The organism is Weissella sagaensis, assembly GCF_005405285.1.
In the GTDB taxonomy this organism is placed as follows: Bacteria; Bacillota; Bacilli; order Lactobacillales; family Lactobacillaceae; genus Weissella; species Weissella sagaensis.
This window is the reverse complement of sequence record NZ_BJDT01000005.1, coordinates 43,913-60,831: the sequence shown is the minus strand read 5'-3', so window position 1 is coordinate 60,831 and position 16,919 is coordinate 43,913. Positions and strand designations below refer to the sequence as shown.

At 37.3% G+C, this 16,919-nt stretch carries 16 protein-coding genes and 2 riboswitches; of the genes, 13 read left to right on the top strand and 3 right to left on the bottom strand.

The window, feature by feature from the left end:
• The first annotated feature begins 68 nt into the window (after positions 1-68).
• The 5 genes from rlmD to FFM55_RS06070 all read left to right on the top strand — a co-directional run bounded on the left by rlmD (position 69) and on the right by FFM55_RS06070 (position 5,491).
• Positions 69-1,439 (top strand): 23S rRNA (uracil(1939)-C(5))-methyltransferase RlmD, encoded by a 1,371-nt coding sequence (gene rlmD / locus FFM55_RS06090; protein ID WP_042492798.1) that lies wholly within the window; start codon positions 69-71, stop codon positions 1,437-1,439.
• Positions 1,440-1,652: 213 nt separating this feature from the next.
• On the top strand, positions 1,653-2,201 hold the full coding sequence (locus tag FFM55_RS06085) for a cysteine hydrolase family protein (RefSeq protein WP_042492799.1): 549 nt from the start codon (positions 1,653-1,655) through the stop codon (positions 2,199-2,201).
• A gap of 118 nt (positions 2,202-2,319) precedes the next feature.
• Positions 2,320-3,312, top strand: a complete 993-nt coding sequence (locus tag FFM55_RS06080; RefSeq protein ID WP_042492801.1) for a Gfo/Idh/MocA family protein — start codon at positions 2,320-2,322, stop codon at positions 3,310-3,312.
• Positions 3,313-3,338: 26 nt separating this feature from the next.
• Positions 3,339-4,676, top strand: coding sequence for a DEAD/DEAH box helicase (locus tag FFM55_RS06075; RefSeq protein WP_137600704.1), 1,338 nt, complete (start codon positions 3,339-3,341; stop codon positions 4,674-4,676).
• A 179-nt stretch (positions 4,677-4,855) separates the two neighbouring features.
• Positions 4,856-5,491 (top strand): redox-sensing transcriptional repressor Rex, encoded by a 636-nt coding sequence (locus FFM55_RS06070; RefSeq protein ID WP_042492803.1) that lies wholly within the window; start codon positions 4,856-4,858, stop codon positions 5,489-5,491.
• A 126-nt stretch (positions 5,492-5,617) separates the two neighbouring features.
• Here FFM55_RS06070 and FFM55_RS06065 read toward each other — a convergent pair whose 3' ends face one another.
• Positions 5,618-6,274: a metal-dependent transcriptional regulator gene (locus tag FFM55_RS06065; protein WP_042492804.1), complete on the bottom strand. Its 657-nt coding sequence runs from the start codon at positions 6,272-6,274 to the stop codon at positions 5,618-5,620.
• A gap of 181 nt (positions 6,275-6,455) precedes the next feature.
• Between FFM55_RS06065 and FFM55_RS06060 the strand changes: the two genes are divergently transcribed.
• Complete coding sequence (locus FFM55_RS06060; RefSeq protein ID WP_042492805.1) at positions 6,456-6,770, top strand: hypothetical protein; 315 nt, start codon at positions 6,456-6,458, stop codon at positions 6,768-6,770.
• Positions 6,771-6,940: 170 nt separating this feature from the next.
• Here FFM55_RS06060 and FFM55_RS06055 read toward each other — a convergent pair whose 3' ends face one another.
• Positions 6,941-7,480: a folate family ECF transporter S component gene (locus FFM55_RS06055; protein ID WP_042492806.1), complete on the bottom strand. Its 540-nt coding sequence runs from the start codon at positions 7,478-7,480 to the stop codon at positions 6,941-6,943.
• 39 nt (positions 7,481-7,519) lie between these two features.
• Positions 7,520-7,613, bottom strand: a riboswitch (THF riboswitch).
• A 206-nt stretch (positions 7,614-7,819) separates the two neighbouring features.
• Between FFM55_RS06055 and rbsR the strand changes: the two genes are divergently transcribed.
• Together rbsR and FFM55_RS06045 are read left to right on the top strand one after the other, a co-directional pair.
• Positions 7,820-8,812, top strand: coding sequence for a ribose utilization transcriptional repressor RbsR (rbsR, locus tag FFM55_RS06050; protein WP_042492807.1), 993 nt, complete (start codon positions 7,820-7,822; stop codon positions 8,810-8,812).
• A gap of 39 nt (positions 8,813-8,851) precedes the next feature.
• Complete coding sequence (locus FFM55_RS06045; RefSeq protein WP_042492808.1) at positions 8,852-9,874, top strand: DUF3114 domain-containing protein; 1,023 nt, start codon at positions 8,852-8,854, stop codon at positions 9,872-9,874.
• 106 nt (positions 9,875-9,980) lie between these two features.
• Here FFM55_RS06045 and FFM55_RS06040 read toward each other — a convergent pair whose 3' ends face one another.
• On the bottom strand, positions 9,981-11,336 hold the full coding sequence (locus tag FFM55_RS06040) for an aspartate kinase (RefSeq protein ID WP_137600703.1): 1,356 nt from the start codon (positions 11,334-11,336) through the stop codon (positions 9,981-9,983).
• Between the two features lie 107 nt (positions 11,337-11,443).
• Positions 11,444-11,615, top strand: a riboswitch (Lysine riboswitch).
• 91 nt (positions 11,616-11,706) lie between these two features.
• On the opposite strand from FFM55_RS06040, the gene alr reads away from it, so the two are divergent.
• Genes alr through dapA form a run of 5 tightly spaced genes read left to right on the top strand, consistent with a single transcriptional unit; the run spans position 11,707 to position 16,918 of the window.
• A complete protein-coding gene (alr, locus tag FFM55_RS06035; RefSeq protein ID WP_137600702.1) occupies positions 11,707-12,822 on the top strand; it encodes an alanine racemase in 1,116 nt (371 codons plus the stop codon).
• A 12-nt stretch (positions 12,823-12,834) separates the two neighbouring features.
• Entirely contained in the window at positions 12,835-14,121 is a 1,287-nt protein-coding gene (lysA, locus tag FFM55_RS06030) for a diaminopimelate decarboxylase (protein WP_137600701.1), read from the top strand.
• Between the two features lie 26 nt (positions 14,122-14,147).
• Positions 14,148-14,858, top strand: coding sequence for a 2,3,4,5-tetrahydropyridine-2,6-dicarboxylate N-acetyltransferase (gene dapD, locus FFM55_RS06025; RefSeq protein ID WP_137600700.1), 711 nt, complete (start codon positions 14,148-14,150; stop codon positions 14,856-14,858).
• 18 nt (positions 14,859-14,876) lie between these two features.
• On the top strand, positions 14,877-16,028 hold the full coding sequence (locus FFM55_RS06020) for an N-acetyldiaminopimelate deacetylase (RefSeq protein ID WP_137600699.1): 1,152 nt from the start codon (positions 14,877-14,879) through the stop codon (positions 16,026-16,028).
• A 14-nt stretch (positions 16,029-16,042) separates the two neighbouring features.
• Positions 16,043-16,918: a 4-hydroxy-tetrahydrodipicolinate synthase gene (gene dapA / locus FFM55_RS06015; RefSeq protein WP_042492816.1), complete on the top strand. Its 876-nt coding sequence runs from the start codon at positions 16,043-16,045 to the stop codon at positions 16,916-16,918.
• The last annotated feature ends 1 nt before the right edge of the window (position 16,919 follow it).

Below are 16,919 nucleotides of genomic sequence, written 5' to 3'. Positions count from 1 at the left end.
GTTTGTAGTCGCCTGTGATACAATAAAATGATTGTTGGTCGTCGCAAAGGCCAAAGAAGGAGAAAGTAATGAAGAAGAAAGCCCCAGTGGTTAAAAATCAAGAATTTGATGCTGAAGTTATTGACTTAACATATCAAGGTAATGGTGTGGTTAAAGTTGATGATTTTCCCATCTTCGTAACAAATGCAGTACCTGGAGAAAAAATTCGGGTAGGTATTACTAAAGTTACAACTAATTATGCTTTTGGACGTGTTGTTAAGACACTGGAAGCATCACCAAACCGTAATAATGATGTGAATAGTGCAGCCCTAACAACAGGGATTGCACCATTAGCACACTTGAAATATGATGCGCAATTAAAATTTAAACAACAACAAATTAGTGAATTATTCCGTAAACAACACGTTGATGTGAATGTTGCACCAACAATTGGTATGGAAAATCCAACCGGTTATCGTAATAAGGCGCAAATTCCTGCACGTGAAATTAAGGGTCAATTAACGACCGGATTTTTCCGTCGTGGCTCACATCGTTTGATGCCTATTGAAGATTTCTATATTCAAGATCCAGAAATTGATAAGGCTATTGTGATTATTCGTGATATCTTGCGTAAGTTCCACGTGGCTGCTTATGATGAGGTTCATCATAAAGGTGTTATTCGTAATATTATGGTTCGTCGTGGTTACTATTCACACGAAATGATGGTTGTCTTGGTAACTCGTTCAAAGCGTATTCCAGGTGCTAATATTATTATTCCAGAGATCAAGAATGCATTACCTGAAGTAACGTCAATTATTCAAAATGTTAATCAAGATAAAACAAATGTTATTTTAGGGGATGTTAACCACGTCCTATGGGGAAACAAGGTCATCAAAGATACTTTGTTTGATAAGACATTTGCTATTGGTCCAAATTCATTCTATCAAGTTAATCCACAAACAACAGAAGTTTTGTACAAGTTAGCAGCTGATAAAGCTGAATTAACTGGTGATGAAACCGTTATTGATGCCTATTCGGGTATTGGAACAATTTCATTGACGATTGCTGATAAGGTTAAGTCAGTTCTAGGGGTTGAAGTTGTCCCTGCTGCGATTGATGATGCTAAGCGTAATGCAGATTTGAACAATGTGCATAATGTTAAATTTGAGCTAGGTAAGGCTGAAGAAAAGATGGTTGCTTGGCAACAAGATGGTTTGCAACCGGATGTGATCTTCGTTGATCCGCCACGTAAAGGATTAACACCTGAATTAATTGATGCTGCTGCAAAAATGGCACCAAAGAAGATTGTCTACATTAGTTGTAACCCAGCAACATTAGTACGTGACATTGTGCAATTTGAAGAAAATGGTTATGCAATTAAGGGCGATGTACAACCTGTTGATCAATTCCCACAAACAACACATATTGAATCAGTTACTGTACTTGAGCGTAAAGATTAATTGTATGGTTAGAGATAGGATAAAATTACCATAACCATACTTTATCTTGGTTATGGTAGTAGATACTAATCTTTAAAATATTGAAGGCCGTCAAGCTGCCACCATTTCAAATGGTGGCAGCTTGACGGCCTATTTTAATGCTATTTGTAGTGACAACGAAAGTATTTTTCTCCCTAAAAGCATGATACAATCAATGTATGGGGGTGACAAGACATGACAAAAGCACTGCTAATTATTGATTATACAAACGATTTTGTTGCTGATGAAGGAACACTAACTTGTGGTAAATCAGGACAAGCATTGGAATCATATATTGTGGAACAAGCACAAAAATTTTTAGATAATGACGATTATGTTATTTTGCCAACAGACACACATTTTGAAAACGATATTTATCATCCTGAGTACAAAATGTTTCCGCCACATAATATTATTGGGACGTGGGGCCAGCAATATTATGGACAATTACAATCGTGGTATCTAGCTAATCAACATCATGAAAAAGTCTATCGTTTTGACAAAAATCGGTATTCGGCGTTTCAGAATACAAACCTAGATAATTTTTTACGAGAACGACAAATTAATGATTTATGCTTGGTAGGAGTATGTACGGACATATGTGTTTTACATACAGCTATTTATGGATACAATTTAAATTATCAATTAACCGTTTTAAAAGATGGGGTAGCCACTTTTACTGAACATGGCCAAGAATGGGCGTTAGAGCATTTTAAGAATAGTTTGGGTATTAACGTTATTTAAATAATGAAAAATAGTTGCGTTTTATCGTTTATATGGTTTAAGGCAACTTTTTTCACTGTTGTAAATGGTATAATAAACAGTGGCTAATCGTACAGAACGGATTAAAAGGAGATGTATTATGACATACAAACTGGGAATCATTGGAACAAACTGGATTACTAAGCAATTCGTTGAAGCAGCTAATGAGTCAGGTCAATATGAATTAACAGCTATTTATTCTCGTCACGAATCGACTGGTCAAAAATTTGGTCAAGATTTTAATGTTGACGCTGTTTATACTGACTTAGGAACTTTTTATAATAGTGGTATTGATGTTGTTTACATTGCATCACCAAACAGTGTTCACTTTGAACAAGTTAAGACAGCTATTATGCATGATCTTCACGTAATTGTAGAAAAATCAGCATTTTCAAATCCGAGTGAATATGCACAAATTATGCAATTACTTTCAGAACATGAAAATGTACGCCTGTTTGAAGCAGCACGTCATATTCAACAACCTAATTTTAAAATTATTGAAGAGCAAGTTGCCAAAATGACAAAAATTTCAGGGGCGACTTTTGTTTATGAAAAATATTCATCACGTTTTGACGAATATTTAGCAGGTGATGAACCGAATGTTTTGAGTCGCCAATTTAGTGCAGGTGCTTTAACTGATTTAGGAATCTATCCAATTTACGCAACAATTAAATTGTTTGGAAAGCCGCAATCAAGTCATTATTTTGCAACGCCATTACGCAATGGTGCCGATGGTCGTGGGATAGCAATCTTACGTTACCAAGATTTTGATGTTACAGTACAATTTGGTAAAGGATCTAACAGTCATTTAAATTCAGAAATTTTAGGGTTACGTGATACATTAGTGATTGGTGATATTGCAGAAGTATTAGATATTACTTATTATGATGCAGATAAGGTCGCCCATGAATTAAGTCAAGCACCTGCGGTTAATCCAATGATTGCCGAAGCAGAGCTGTTTGCTAATATGATGACTAATAAAACAGAAACTAAGGAAGCATACGAAACATTATTGACACTAAGTCAAACTGTTAACCAAGTACTATTTGACTTACGACAAGATGCAGGTATTGTATTTCCTGCAGACAAGTAGCACTGGTTAGATATTAAGGAGAAAACATGGATTCCCGTTTTGAAGAACGTTTAACAAGTGTTGGATTTACAACTTTAACACCGATACAAGAGGCAGTTGCTAAGCCTTTAGCAGAAGGACAATCAATTGATGCTTTAGCACCAACTGGGACTGGTAAGACACTAGCTTTTACATGGCCATTATTGCCAGAAATAGTACCAAATGATGGTGAACAATTATTAATTTTAGCGCCATCACAAGAGTTAGCCATGCAAACAACAAGAGTTGTGCGTGACTGGGCAAATATTTTGTCACTAAAGGTATTATCATTAACGGGTGGTGCTAATGTTAAACATCAATTAGATCGATTAAAAAAGCATCCTGAAATTTTGGTTGGGACACCAGGTCGTGTTAGCGAACTCATTGGTAACGGTAAACTAAAGTTAAAGCGTTTACGAACGGTGATTCTTGATGAAGCTGATGAATTACTACGTGATGATACAGCAAATCAAATTGATCAAATCTGGGATACAATTGCAGACGAAGACGTACAAGTTGCTTTGTTTGGGGCAACAGAAGTTGATAAGACAAAAGCGAGTGGTCTTTTTGAACGAGATTTCTTACGCATTGATCAGCGACATGTAGAAATTCCAACAGCAATTAAGCATGAATTTTGGCCAACAGCACGTGATCAACGCCAAAAGCGTTTACGTCAGTTAGCAACGCAAAAACATTTCCAAGCAATGGTATTTTTTAATACGACAAAGCAACTAAAAATTACAGCTAGTTTCTTAGCCCATGAACATGTGGCAATGGCAACTTTGGTACGTGGTGATTCCAGTACAACACGTGCTAAATCGTTGGATAATTTTCGTAAGGGGACAGCAAAATTCTTATTAACGACTGATGTGGCTGCTCGTGGTTTGGATATTCCTGATTTACCAGCAGTTATTAATTTTGATTTGCCACGTGATGGTGAAACATATACACATCGTGCTGGTCGTACTGGCCGTATGGGTAAAGCAGGGTTAGTGATTTCATTTGGTAATGATCATGACCAGCGTGATTTAAAGAAATTAGTTGCTGTTGATATTAAAACAGTTACTGGTGTTAAAACGATCGTATCGCATAAAACGAAGGCATTAACTTCATCAGCAGATAAAGCACATAAGGGTTCTAAAACTAAAAATACAGTTAGTGATAAGGCTCGTAAAGTAGTTAACGATACAAAAAATAATGACGAACCAACTCAAAATACGCAGTCAAAAAAGACGGTTAAGAAGGCAGTTAATACGCAACCAACGGTATCACGACAAGATCGATTAGCCAAAGAAAAGCATGCAAAAAGAAAGCACCGTAAGAATAAGGGAAAGCCAAAACACTAGCCGATAGATATACCAATATTTAGAAACCGCTTACAAAATAACGCTTATTTGTGAATTATTAATTGTTATTTAGTTCACAAAAATTACTGCATATGTTATGATAATAGGTAGTATTGGTTTCACAATGTTATTCTTTGCTTGTGAAACTTGTTAAATTTTGAAAAAAGAGGTCGAACCAAATGGTTGAACATGATATTCCTAAAGCAACGGCAAAGCGATTGCCAATTTACTATCGTTATTTAAATTTGTTGCTTGATTCTGGGACTGTTCGCGTTTCATCAAACGAATTATCTGAAGCGGTAAAATTTGATGCTGCAACAATTCGACGTGATTTTTCTTATTTTGGCGCATTAGGTAAACGTGGGTATGGTTATGATGTTGAAGCTTTGATGAATTTCTTTGGTGAAATTTTAAATCAGGATACGTTGGCTTCAGTTGCATTAGTTGGTGTTGGAAATCTTGGACAAGCATTATTAAACTTTAACTTTCATCAAAGTTCTAATGCGCGTATCGCAGCAGCATTTGATGTTAAACCAGAAATTATAAATACCATTCAATCAGGTATTCCAGTTTATAGTTTAGCTGATTTAGAAAAACAAATTATGGACCAACGTATTGATGTTGCAATTGTAACAGTACCAGCAGATGTGGCACAAGATGTTGCTAATCGTTTAGCGAATGCTGGTATTCGTGGCATTTTAAATTTCACGCCATTACGTTTAGATGTACCTAATAGCGTTCGTGTACAAAACGTGGACTTAACAAACGAATTGCAAACGCTTTTGTATTTTATAAATAATTTTGGTGAGAAATAAACCAAAACTGTGACGTTGCATATACGCAGACTATCAATTATGTTAATAAACAGCGTTATAAAAAGGACACTAAGCTAACCATCTAAAAAATGGTTGCTTAGTGTCCTTTTTGTCTATAATTGTTAGTTAATCATTAACATAAATGAAGTCGGCTGCATGTTGGGTTACTTGTAACGTTGTATCATTTGATACTAGCACTAATGGCCCGTCAAATGGTAGACGTTCTTTAATTGTCCAAACTGTATTAAGTCCTAACTTAAGTGTCTCTGTATATTGCAAGAGTTCTAAGTCTTCAGTAAAACTATTAATTTTAACAGTTTCACCGTCACTAGCTTCACGTAATGAACGTAATGATTTAGGTGAGTAGTGGTGTTTGATGTCGGGGATAACGAGACCATGTGGGCTTAGGTTTGGGAAACCTAAATATTTATCGAGGGCATTAATGAATTGATCGTCAGCATCGTGATCTAGGTTATCGGCGTTTGAGTGTGCTTCAGAAATTGATAATCCAAGTTTAGTCGCACCAAAAGTTTCTATTAATCGGTGTGAACGAATTAAACGTAGGGCAGTTTCACGACCAGGTTTTGTTAGAGTAACACCATAATAAGGCACGACATTAACTTCACCGGCTTCTTGTAATTTTGCCAGCATATTTGATACGGATGAAGGTGTAACATTTAAGTGTTCAGCAATTTGGTTATTTGAAATTTTGGTTGATTCATCGCCGCCACTTAATTCCAATATAGTCTGTAGATACTGTGTTTTCGAAATGGATTCGGTCATAGTGTAAAAATTCCTCGTTTTGTATATTGATTAATAGGGTTAATTATACCATAAATCTCCAGTAATATTCTTTTCGAGTATGAATATTTTTATATGCTTGAAAAAACAAAAATGATTAGTTATGATAAAAATATAGAAGTTAATAGGTATAAGTTGTTGGTAAAATAAGTGGAGGTTAATCATGCCAGAAATTAAAACAAGTTATCATCATAAGTCAACAGGCTGTGCAAGCATTCATCATTTACTGAAGAATACACGAGATATTCCGGATCATATGGTTGAGCAATTAGTTAATTCATTAGAAAATACGTTAACATGTCAGCCTGAAATATTTGTTGGCCAAGTATATGACAGTTGTGTTTATCGGATTGGTTGTGGTGATATTTATACTGAAACCAAATTGGTATTTGCAACACCAGCTGTGCGTAATAAATTTGCAAGTTCATTTGAAGCGGCGTGTTGTCATGCTGGATTCACCGTGCATCGAAGTTACTAATAATAGGTTAAAAACTATTTCTAATTTCTATAATTAGTAATTTTGATGATTATCATGGGATAAATATTTTTTAAAACATATGAAAAAGCAGTAAATTTACCAAAAATAAATTGGTGAATTTACTGCTTTTCTAAACTAGGATACCTATAGCTATCCTAAATATTTTCGTATTAGATTTTTTTATGGAGCGTTTCAATTGTTTTATTATTAAGTAATAAAAACAATAGGATACTCTGAATTGGCCAAAAGACAATTTGTTTGATAATACGTAACCACAGTAGAGACATGATAGTTTGCATATTATGAATATTACCAATTAATGTGACCCATAATGTATTGAGAATCACATTGACGATAAGTAATACGAAGAAAACAGTTACTACAACACGAAGGATGGAAATAGTTTGACGATTATAAAACGAAAAGCCATAGATACCAGCTGCGATGATAGCTGAAATCGTGAATCCCCAAAAATAACCGTAACCATTCATTAAGCTACTAATAACGTCCATAAATGTGGCAACTAACATCCCCCAATATGGCCCGTACCATTTAGCGATGATCCCAACAATCAAGAAAGTAAACCCAACTTTGATTGTTGCAGTCCCCAATGAAAAACGGCTAATGACAAGTTGTAATGCCATCAAAATGCCCAGCATAGCGAGTTGCTTTGTGCGTAATTGTGGTAATCCATATGATAATGTTTTCATTTGAAAACACCTCCTTTTAAATTGGAGGGTTTCACTTATTGCAGTGAATGTGATTAAGATATCGCGGAAAATCCTTCGTCTGTGGCCCACATTCCGTTTCCACAGCACTTGACGCATCTTAATCTACCCTGAGTGACTTACAAGAGTATATTATACTGTTCTTCTGGTTAAAGTAAACAAGTATTTTAAATAAACAAGTTAAAAAGGTTTTTAAATCGTTTAAATGTTGGTAAAATGTTTTAATATATATTAGCTAAATTTAAAAATAATCCATTGTTTTTAATTGTAAAAGAATGGCTAGTCACGTTACAATTTGATTAATGGAATAGAGGTGTTTAAATGGGAAAAGTGTCAATTAGAGATGTAGCCAGTTTAGCTGGTGTATCTATTGCTACTGTTTCACAAGTATTAAATGGTAAGGGCGGGCGTTTTTCTGAAAAAACGAAGGCTAAAGTACTGGCTGCGCGCGATGAAATAGGTTATGTGCCGAATGCCAGCGCACGCAGTTTAAAACGAGGTGCTAACATGCTGATTGGTGTGGTAGTACCTAGTTTACAGATACAATTTTTTGGGAATATTGTTCAAAAAATGCAAGAACATTTACCTGAAAATACGTCATTATCAATTATGACGGCTGATCGGGGAGCTGCTGATCAAGCGATTGAAACACTGGTTAATTCAGGCGCTCACGGGATTATTGTTGTTAGTCAACTGACACAACCAGTTGCCATTGCGCAAAGTTTGAAAAAACGGGGAATTGCGCTAGTAGTATTAGAAAACCATGATGAATTATCTGATGCTGATGCTGTTTATGCCTCAGATAAAATAGGGGGGCGTCTAGTAGCGCAGCATCTAATATCATTAGGTCATAAACATGTGGTGCTATTAGGAAATCAACTATATACCGATAATTTACTTTACCGAACAGCATCTTTTAAAGAAACCATGTTAGCTGCAGGTGCAAAAGTAAGTGAAGTGACGACGCGTAATCTAACAAAGCATGCTGGTCGGGCAGCTGCAATGGCAGTCTCAATTACACAGGCGACGGCAGCTTTTGCGCTCAATGATGAATTAGCAGTTGGCTTAATATCAGGTTTAAATGCACATGGCATTCGAGTACCAGAAGATATATCTGTCGTTGGCTATGATGATACAGATTATGCTGAATTCTTCACGCCAGCGTTAACAACAGTTCAACAACCAGTTGAATTAGTTGTTAAAGCAGCAATAAAAACAGTCATAGAACGTATTAAACAACCAGATATGGCACGTCAAGTAACGGCCTTTGATACAACATTAGTTATACGTTCATCAACTGCATCTTTAATGTAAAATATGGTAAGCTATTTGTAGCGAGGAGGTCATTTTGTAATGACAGGATTGTTTAAACGAACGCGAGAGTTAATAAAGTCACCGAATGGGGTGGATAAGCGTCGGACGTTAATGACAGCAACTTTATCAACGCAAACAACGCATCTTATGAATGATGGTTGGCTACCTAAATCAATTGCAGCGTATGTTGATGAAATTTTTAATGATGAACAACTAAGTGATGAAACCATGCAAGCTATCTTATCAAAAGCATGGCTTGAAGCACATCGTGTTGGTTCTAATCTATTTACCAAGATGTATGTTGCCGGATTCCACCGTGGTGGTGTGCCAGCAACAGATCGTTTAGAAATGCTATATGCGCTTTTGGGGATGACAGTTAGCTCAGAAAACTTTGTTAAAATGACAAAATTAGGACATTGGCCAACTAGATTTGAAAATAAAAATGCTGACTTGTATTACTTGCATATCGAAAATATGGCTGAATTTGAAGACTATTTAGAATTTGTTAAACAAGTTGCTTTTATGATGCGTTTAAAGCATCATACTTGGAACGGGATTCGTTCTAAATATGAAACAAGTCATCAATTAGATAAAGTGATTGATAATCAATTACGTTATTATTTAAGTAAACCAGTGGTTGATTTAATAAAACGTGAACAGTTGACACAAGCTGATGTTGCTGAAAAAATAGTACAGTTAACGGGTACGCCAGTTTCATATCCAAAGGCTAATTTTCATAATCGTGGTGTCGCTGATAATAGTAATGTCAAAATGGCCATGCCAGGTTACCATTTGGAACTAATTTTTAATGCCGAAGGTGCCATTATATCAATGTGGACAGCGCTTGAAGAACATCAAACGGTCACAAAAAGTGGTGCGTTAGTGTTCTCTGAAGTACAAGCAGATTATTCATTATCTGAATTACAAATGATTGCGAATACAGAATCAACTAATTATGCCAATGCGGGTGGCCAAATTCATCAATCACTAGATGTCAAACCAGCTAATCGGCATGCTGGTTTAGAATCAGCTTTACGTAATTATGCTAAAAGTAAATTTTAATAAACCATCATATATTTAAAAAGTCGTAAATTACCAAAATTATTGGTAATTTACGACTTTTTTAGATGAAAGATGTCTATTTGCTGGCATTTTATAAAATGGCGGCTTAAAAAACGGCTTCATAAATGACTTTAACAGCCTCGTTCATTTGGTCAACAGGGACACCTAACATTGTTGAAATCTGAGAAGCACCTTGATTAACCATTGGAAGATTAATGTTAGCTTGAGCTAATGCATCTGTAATTTTGTTAAGGGTACTAATATTTCTTTGCATCCCCTCGCCAACAATCATAATAATAGCATAATCATCAAGCCATTCTAATTCATCAGGTGCAATTGTTTGATATAAATCATGACTAATGTGGGCTTTGATAGTGGGGGTTAATTGTGATTTATCAAATATAATTGTCATATCATCAATTCCAGAAGGCATATGTTCATAACTGACGTTATATGATGCAAGAATTTGTAATATTTTTAATGTAAAACCAACTTCACGATTAAGCAAATAACGATGTAAATATAATGCTGCAAATCGATCATCATTGGCAATACCAGTTACAGGATAAGTGGGTGTTATTGCTTGATTAGGCACAATTAGTGTACCGGGTGCTGTTGGATCATTAGTATTTTTGACGTTAATTGGTATATTCGCTTCGATAACAGGAATGATGGCTTCATCATGAAAAACGGCAAACCCGGCGTATGATAATTCACGCATCTCTCGATATGTCATTTTTTCAATCGATTTTGGATGTGGGACAATACTGGGATTGACAGCATAAATGGCTGAAACGTCAGTGAAATTTTCATATAAATCAGCTTGTAGCCCACGGGCCAAGATTGCTCCTGTAATGTCAGAACCGCCACGACTAAAAGTTGCGGCATAACCGTCATTGGTATAGGCAATAAAACCAGGAACAATTAATAATTTATCAGGATTATATTGGAAATTGTGCATACGTTCATAACTCGCTGCATCTAAGCGAGCAGCTCTTGGAGAACCTGCCACAATCATCCCCAAATCAGTAGGAGAAATAAAACCCGCAGGTTGGCCAATTTCTTGTAAAATATAAGCAATTAATTGTGCATTAAGTAATTCACCATGCCCCATGAAAGCAGCGTATAAGTGGTCAAATGAAGGGTAGTGAACGCGGTTTAATTGTAATAATGTTTGCTTTATTTGCGGAATAATCTTATTTTCTTTTAATCCAAAAAAATCGGCAATAGCTTGGTAACGGTCCAATATTGTTAATACAATATTGGTTGTGTCATCCCCAGCGATGGTTTGGTCAGCATAAGTTTTTAATAAGTCAGTGACTTTAATATCACCAGAAAAACGCTTTCCAGGTGCTGATACAACAATGACTTTACGGTCCTCATCGGCTTGGATAATATTAAAAACCTTTTGAACTTGTTCACCGGTTGCGAGAGATGAACCACCAAATTTTACGACTTTCATTTTTCTCCTCCAAATAAAATTCTAATTGGCACTAATTAAAAGTGAAAAAAAGATTAATGTCAAGTGTTGACATAGTAATAAAATTAATATATTCTAATGTTACGTTAATGATTAATAGAGGTTGCAACCAATAAGAGTCGCTTAGTGGAGCCTGCACAGGTTAAGAAACTAAGTAAAAGGAGCGGTTGCCGAAATAATTCAAATTGTGCCATTTGGATTGTTGGGATAATAGCTAATAACTATTAGACTGTCGCTAATAAGCGGGGAGCTATTGTCACAGTCTTATAGGATAAATTTATGTCCGGTTGACAGTGCAGTAGTGCCTGTCGACCGGTTTTTTGTGTCAGAAATTAAAATAGAGGTTTACAACATGGTAGTAGCAATAACAAGACCAACTAGGATTAAAATTTCACAATCAGCAATTACGCATAATGTTTCGGTTACTAGAAAAATAAGTGGTGCCAAGTTTATGTTTTTGGCAGTGAAGGCCAATGCTTATGGTTTTGGGTTGCAAACGATGGCTCAAGCAGCCATTAAAGGTGGTGTTGATGGCCTGGCGGTTGCTGTGTTAGATGAAGCACTGGCATTACGGCAAGCCGGCATTACGGCACCGATTTTAATTCTGGGCATTACATTACCTCAATACGCTAAAATAATGGCTGAAAATGATTTAATCGCAACCGTAAGTGATCTGGATTGGCTGAAACTAGCAGCTCATAATCTTGAACATACGGCTAACAAATTACAAGTTAATCTAGGTGTTGATACCGGCATGGGTCGCATTGGCTTTAGGAAACGTGAGGCATTAGCTCAAGCAATAACATACGTTCAAGACGCTAAAACACCATTTAATTATCAAAGTATTATGACGCATTTTGCTGAAGCAGATTCAGTAAACAATGATTACTTTCATGAGCAGTTAGCGAATTGGCATACTTTAACAGATAGGTTACCTATGCCACCAATGGTGCATCTGGCTAACTCAGGAGCAGCGTTATATCATGCAGATGAATTACCCACAGATTATATTCGTGCTGGCACGGTTATTTATGGGATGGAACCATCAAGAGGAACAGTACTTGCTGACGATTATTTAAGACCGGTATTGACGCTAGAAACAGAACTGATTTATGTGAAAAAAATGCCAGCCAATGCTGCCATTAGTTATGGACATACATACCATACGCAAGAGGGTGAATGGATTGGGACTTTACCTATTGGCTACGCCGACGGATTACCACGATCATTAAAAGGATTCGAAGTGTTAATCAATGGACAAAGGGCTCCCATTGTTGGTAATTTAGCAATGGATCAGATGATGATTTCGTTACCAGAAGAATTACCAGTTGGAACGGTTGTGACAATTATTGGTCAACAAGGACAATATGAAAATACATTAGAAGATGTTGCACAGCATGTGGCATTAGCGCCATGGGTTGTCGCAACAGGCTTACAAGAGCGCTTATTGCGTGTAATAGCAGATTAAAGGGGAAAAATTATGGCAGCACCATATCAAGTGAATCAAGCTGGTGAACTAACAATTGGGGGGCTATCCGCTACATTATTAGCACAAAAATATCAAACACCATTGTATGTGTACGATGTCAATAGCATTCGTAATCAAATGCGTGCATTTAAGACCGTGTTCATTAATCGGCACATAGATTATGCTGTTTCATATGCTTCGAAAGCATTTGCGAATGTGGCGATGTATGAGGTTGCTGCTCAAGAAGACATTCATTTAGATGTTGTTTCTGGTGGTGAAATTCAAACGGCCTTGGCTGCTAACTTTCCCATGGCACACGTTTCTTTCAATGGTAATAATAAATCTGTTGAAGAATTAAGTATGGCGATTGATCATGATTTAGGGACCATTATTCTTGATAACTTTTATGAAATTAATCTATTACATGAACTATTAGTCGAACGTAATAAAAAGCAAAATGTGTTATTGCGGATTACACCAGGTGTTGAAGCACATACACATGATTACATTTCAACCGGACAAACTGATAGTAAATTTGGTTTTGATGTTAATAGTGGCCAAGCACAAGCAGCGCTAGAACAAACATTAGCTGATCCTTATTTGAATGTTTTGGGAGTTTCAGCTCATATTGGTTCACAAATATTTGACGTGACAGGTTTTCAAATGGCTGCTGCTAAGCTGGTTGACTTGGTCCACGAATGGGGCTTTGAACCACAAGTTATCAATACAGGTGGCGGTTTTGGTATCCGTTATACGAAGGAAGACGAACCATTACCTGCAACTGAATTTGTTGAAGCCATTATTGATACGATTACTGAAAAAACTGCTGCATATGGGATGGCAATGCCAACGATTTGGATTGAACCAGGGCGGGCCATTGTTGGGCCTGCTGGTTATAATTTATATACAATTGGTGCAAGAAAAGATGTGCCAGGCATTCGGAGTTATCTATCTGTTGATGGTGGTATGGGTGATAACATTCGCCCAGCTTTATATGAAGCAAAGTACGAAGCCGTATTAGCTAATAATCCACAGGCACCTTCTGATCAGGTTGTCCGAGTAGCTGGCAAGTATTGTGAATCTGGGGATGTGTTAGTCTGGGAACAAGCTTTGCCACAAACGAAGCCAGGCGACATCTTAGCTGTGCTAGCAACTGGTGCATATGGCTATTCAATGGCTTCAAATTATAACCGTAATCCACGACCTGCTGTTGTCTTTGTTGAGGATGGCCAGGATCAATTAGTTGTTGAACGTGAAACGTATGCTGATATGCTACGTTTGGATAAGCATTATCACTAAAAAAGAACGCTTTGGGAGAAGAAAATATGAATAATCTAGATGCACAAGAAATTATTAATTACATTGCCACTGCCCCTAAAAAAACACCAGCCCGAGTTACGTTAGCAGGCGATTTGACTCAGATTATCTGGCCAGAAACGGTACAATCATTTATTGAAACAAAGACAGGTGTTGTGATTGGTGATTTTGAAGAAATTAAACCAGTTATTGAGTCTGCTGGCGATAAGATTGTTGACTATCATGTTGAATTGTTGGCCCGTAATAGTGGGGTACCTTTGTTGGATTATGAAAATATTTCTGCTCGTATTGAACCAGGTGCCATTATTCGTGATCAAGTTGCGATTGGCCATAATGCTGTCATTATGATGGGGGCTGTGATTAATATTGGTGCTGAAATTGGTGCGGGGACTATGATTGATATGGGCGCGGTCTTAGGTGGCCGCGCAATCGTTGGTGCTCATAGTCACGTTGGTGCTGGAGCCGTTTTGGCAGGCGTTGTTGAGCCTGCTTCAGCCACACCAGTAACGATTGGTGATAATGTTTTAATTGGGGCAAATGCTGTTGTGATTGAGGGTGTACAGGTTGGTGACAATGCCGTTATTGCAGCAGGTGCGATTGTTACCAAGGATGTGCCGGCTAATACTGTTGTTGCAGGTGTTCCAGCCAAGGTTATTAAACAAATTGATGAAAAGACACAAGCAAAAACGGCATTAGTTGATGCATTGCGCTCATTGTAAATCAAAGGAGGAGGAGTAATGGCTATAGCTGATCTAGATTTAATAGCGATTCGCCGTCATTTACATGCCTATCCGGAATTATCAATGGCGGAGTTTAAAACACAAGCATATCTCAAAGAAATTATTTTGTCGTGGCAATCATCATGGTTAACGATTCGCGAAATTCCAGCTGTACCGACAGCCTTGTTGGTTCGGTTAACGGGTAGCAAGCCAACAAGAACCATTGGCTATCGAGCGGATATTGATGCGCTACCGATTAATGAAGAAACTGATTTAGCATATGCGTCAAAGAATCCTGGGGTGATGCATGCATGTGGTCATGATATTCATATGACGGTTGCATTAGGTGTGTTAGCATATTTTGCAACACATCAACCTGTCGATAATCTGATTTTTTTGTTTCAACCGGCTGAAGAAGAACAAGCAGGGGGCAAACAATTATATGAGTTGGGAACATTTGTGAATGAGTGGCGGCCTGATGAATTCTATGCATTGCATGATCAACCAGCAATGCCGGCTGGGCAAATTGCGACACGGCAAGGAACATTATTTGCAGGTACTACCGAAATTCACTTAACGATTAAAGGGCGTGGCGGTCATGCAGCATTTCCACACCAAGCGCAAGATGTGATTGTTGCAGCATCCTCATTTGTGATGGCACTACAAACAATTGTTTCACGTAATGTGAATCCAGTTCGTGGTGGGGTCATCACGATTGGTAAATTACAGGCTGGTACGATTGGTAATGTTATTCCTAATGAAGCCAAATTAGCGGGAACAATTCGTGCGTTTGAGCAAGCTGATTTAGAAATGATGCAGCAACGTGTGCGTGAGATTGCACAAAGTACTGCGGCTATGTATAGTGTTACATTTGACCTTGAATTAAACCAAGGTGGCTATTGGCCGGTGAATAATGATTCAAAAACGACAACAAATTTTATGCAATTTATGCAAGAAGATAAAGAAATTGATTTTGTAGTGTCACAACCGGCAATGACAGGTGAAGATTTCGGTTATTTAATTAATCAAATTCCAGGTACAATGTTTTGGTTAGGAGTTGGTGATGCTGAGCATGGTTTACATGATAGTCATTTAGCACCTGATGAATCAGCTATTGAACCAGGTATTAGAGCAATTACGAAGTTTTTGAATTGGCGAATGCAACAATAGAAAGTGTGAATAAAATGTATGAAAATATTTCGTTAATTACGGCAATTATTACGCCATTTACGCAAGAAAATACCATTGATTATCCGGCTTTAGATTCTTTAACGGGTCGTTTAATTGCTGAAGGTACACAAGGTTTTGTGATTGGCGGTACGACAGGTGAAGCGCCAACCTTATCACATGATGAAAAGATTTCTCTATATGCTTATTTTGCGGCTAAAGTAGGGGATTTTGGTCCGGTAATTGCCAATGTTGGTGATTATAATACTGCGAATTCAGTTGCTTTTGCTAAAGAAGTCAGTGGTATTGCGGGAATTGATGCTGTTTTGGCTGTAACGCCGTATTATAGTAAGCCCAATCAAAAAGGCATGATTGCTCATTTTACAGCAATTGCCGATGCTGCAACCGTGCCGGTTATGATCTATAACATTCCTGGACGATCAGTTGTTGGGCTGACGAATGAAAGTGTCTTGCAATTAGCAAAACATCCAAATATTAACGCAGTTAAACAAGTGACGAGTATTGATGATTTGGCATATTTGGTGGCAAATGCGCCGGCAGATTTTAAAATTTATACAGGTGAAGATTCACAAACATTAGCTGCCAAAGCGGTTGGTGCAGCTGGAACAATTTCAGTGGCTGCACATCTATATAGTAAGGAAATGACAGATTTATTTGCGGCATTGGCTGCGGGTGATATTGTTAAAGCAGGTGAAATACAGCGTTGGTTGACCCCTAAGATGCTTGCTTTATTTAGTTATCCATCCCCAGCACCTGTCAAAGCCGTTTTGGCGCATCAAGGGGAATTACAAAATGTGACCCGTTTGCCAATTTTGCCATTAGATGATGTTGAGACGCAAGATGTTTTAGAGAAGCTTGAGCGGAAGGGATAGA

Excerpts from the sequence above, each read along its gene's own strand:
- FFM55_RS06070 (WP_042492803.1), top strand. The coding sequence starts at position 4,856 with ATGGTTGAACATGATATTCCTAAAGCAACGGCAAAGCGATTGCCAATT.
- FFM55_RS06060 (WP_042492805.1), top strand. The coding sequence starts at position 6,456 with ATGCCAGAAATTAAAACAAGTTATCATCATAAGTCAACAGGCTGTGCA.
- dapD (WP_137600700.1), top strand. The coding sequence starts at position 14,148 with ATGAATAATCTAGATGCACAAGAAATTATTAATTACATTGCCACTGCC.
- lysA (WP_137600701.1), top strand. The coding sequence starts at position 12,835 with ATGGCAGCACCATATCAAGTGAATCAAGCTGGTGAACTAACAATTGGG.
- FFM55_RS06055 (WP_042492806.1), bottom strand. The coding sequence starts at position 7,480 with ATGAAAACATTATCATATGGATTACCACAATTACGCACAAAGCAACTC.
- FFM55_RS06065 (WP_042492804.1), bottom strand. The coding sequence starts at position 6,274 with ATGACCGAATCCATTTCGAAAACACAGTATCTACAGACTATATTGGAA.
- FFM55_RS06075 (WP_137600704.1), top strand. The coding sequence starts at position 3,339 with ATGGATTCCCGTTTTGAAGAACGTTTAACAAGTGTTGGATTTACAACT.
- alr (WP_137600702.1), top strand. The coding sequence starts at position 11,707 with ATGGTAGTAGCAATAACAAGACCAACTAGGATTAAAATTTCACAATCA.
- dapA (WP_042492816.1), top strand. The coding sequence starts at position 16,043 with ATGTATGAAAATATTTCGTTAATTACGGCAATTATTACGCCATTTACG.
- FFM55_RS06020 (WP_137600699.1), top strand. The coding sequence starts at position 14,877 with ATGGCTATAGCTGATCTAGATTTAATAGCGATTCGCCGTCATTTACAT.
- FFM55_RS06085 (WP_042492799.1), top strand. The coding sequence starts at position 1,653 with ATGACAAAAGCACTGCTAATTATTGATTATACAAACGATTTTGTTGCT.
- FFM55_RS06080 (WP_042492801.1), top strand. The coding sequence starts at position 2,320 with ATGACATACAAACTGGGAATCATTGGAACAAACTGGATTACTAAGCAA.
- rbsR (WP_042492807.1), top strand. The coding sequence starts at position 7,820 with ATGGGAAAAGTGTCAATTAGAGATGTAGCCAGTTTAGCTGGTGTATCT.
- FFM55_RS06045 (WP_042492808.1), top strand. The coding sequence starts at position 8,852 with ATGACAGGATTGTTTAAACGAACGCGAGAGTTAATAAAGTCACCGAAT.
- rlmD (WP_042492798.1), top strand. The coding sequence starts at position 69 with ATGAAGAAGAAAGCCCCAGTGGTTAAAAATCAAGAATTTGATGCTGAA.
- FFM55_RS06040 (WP_137600703.1), bottom strand. The coding sequence starts at position 11,336 with ATGAAAGTCGTAAAATTTGGTGGTTCATCTCTCGCAACCGGTGAACAA.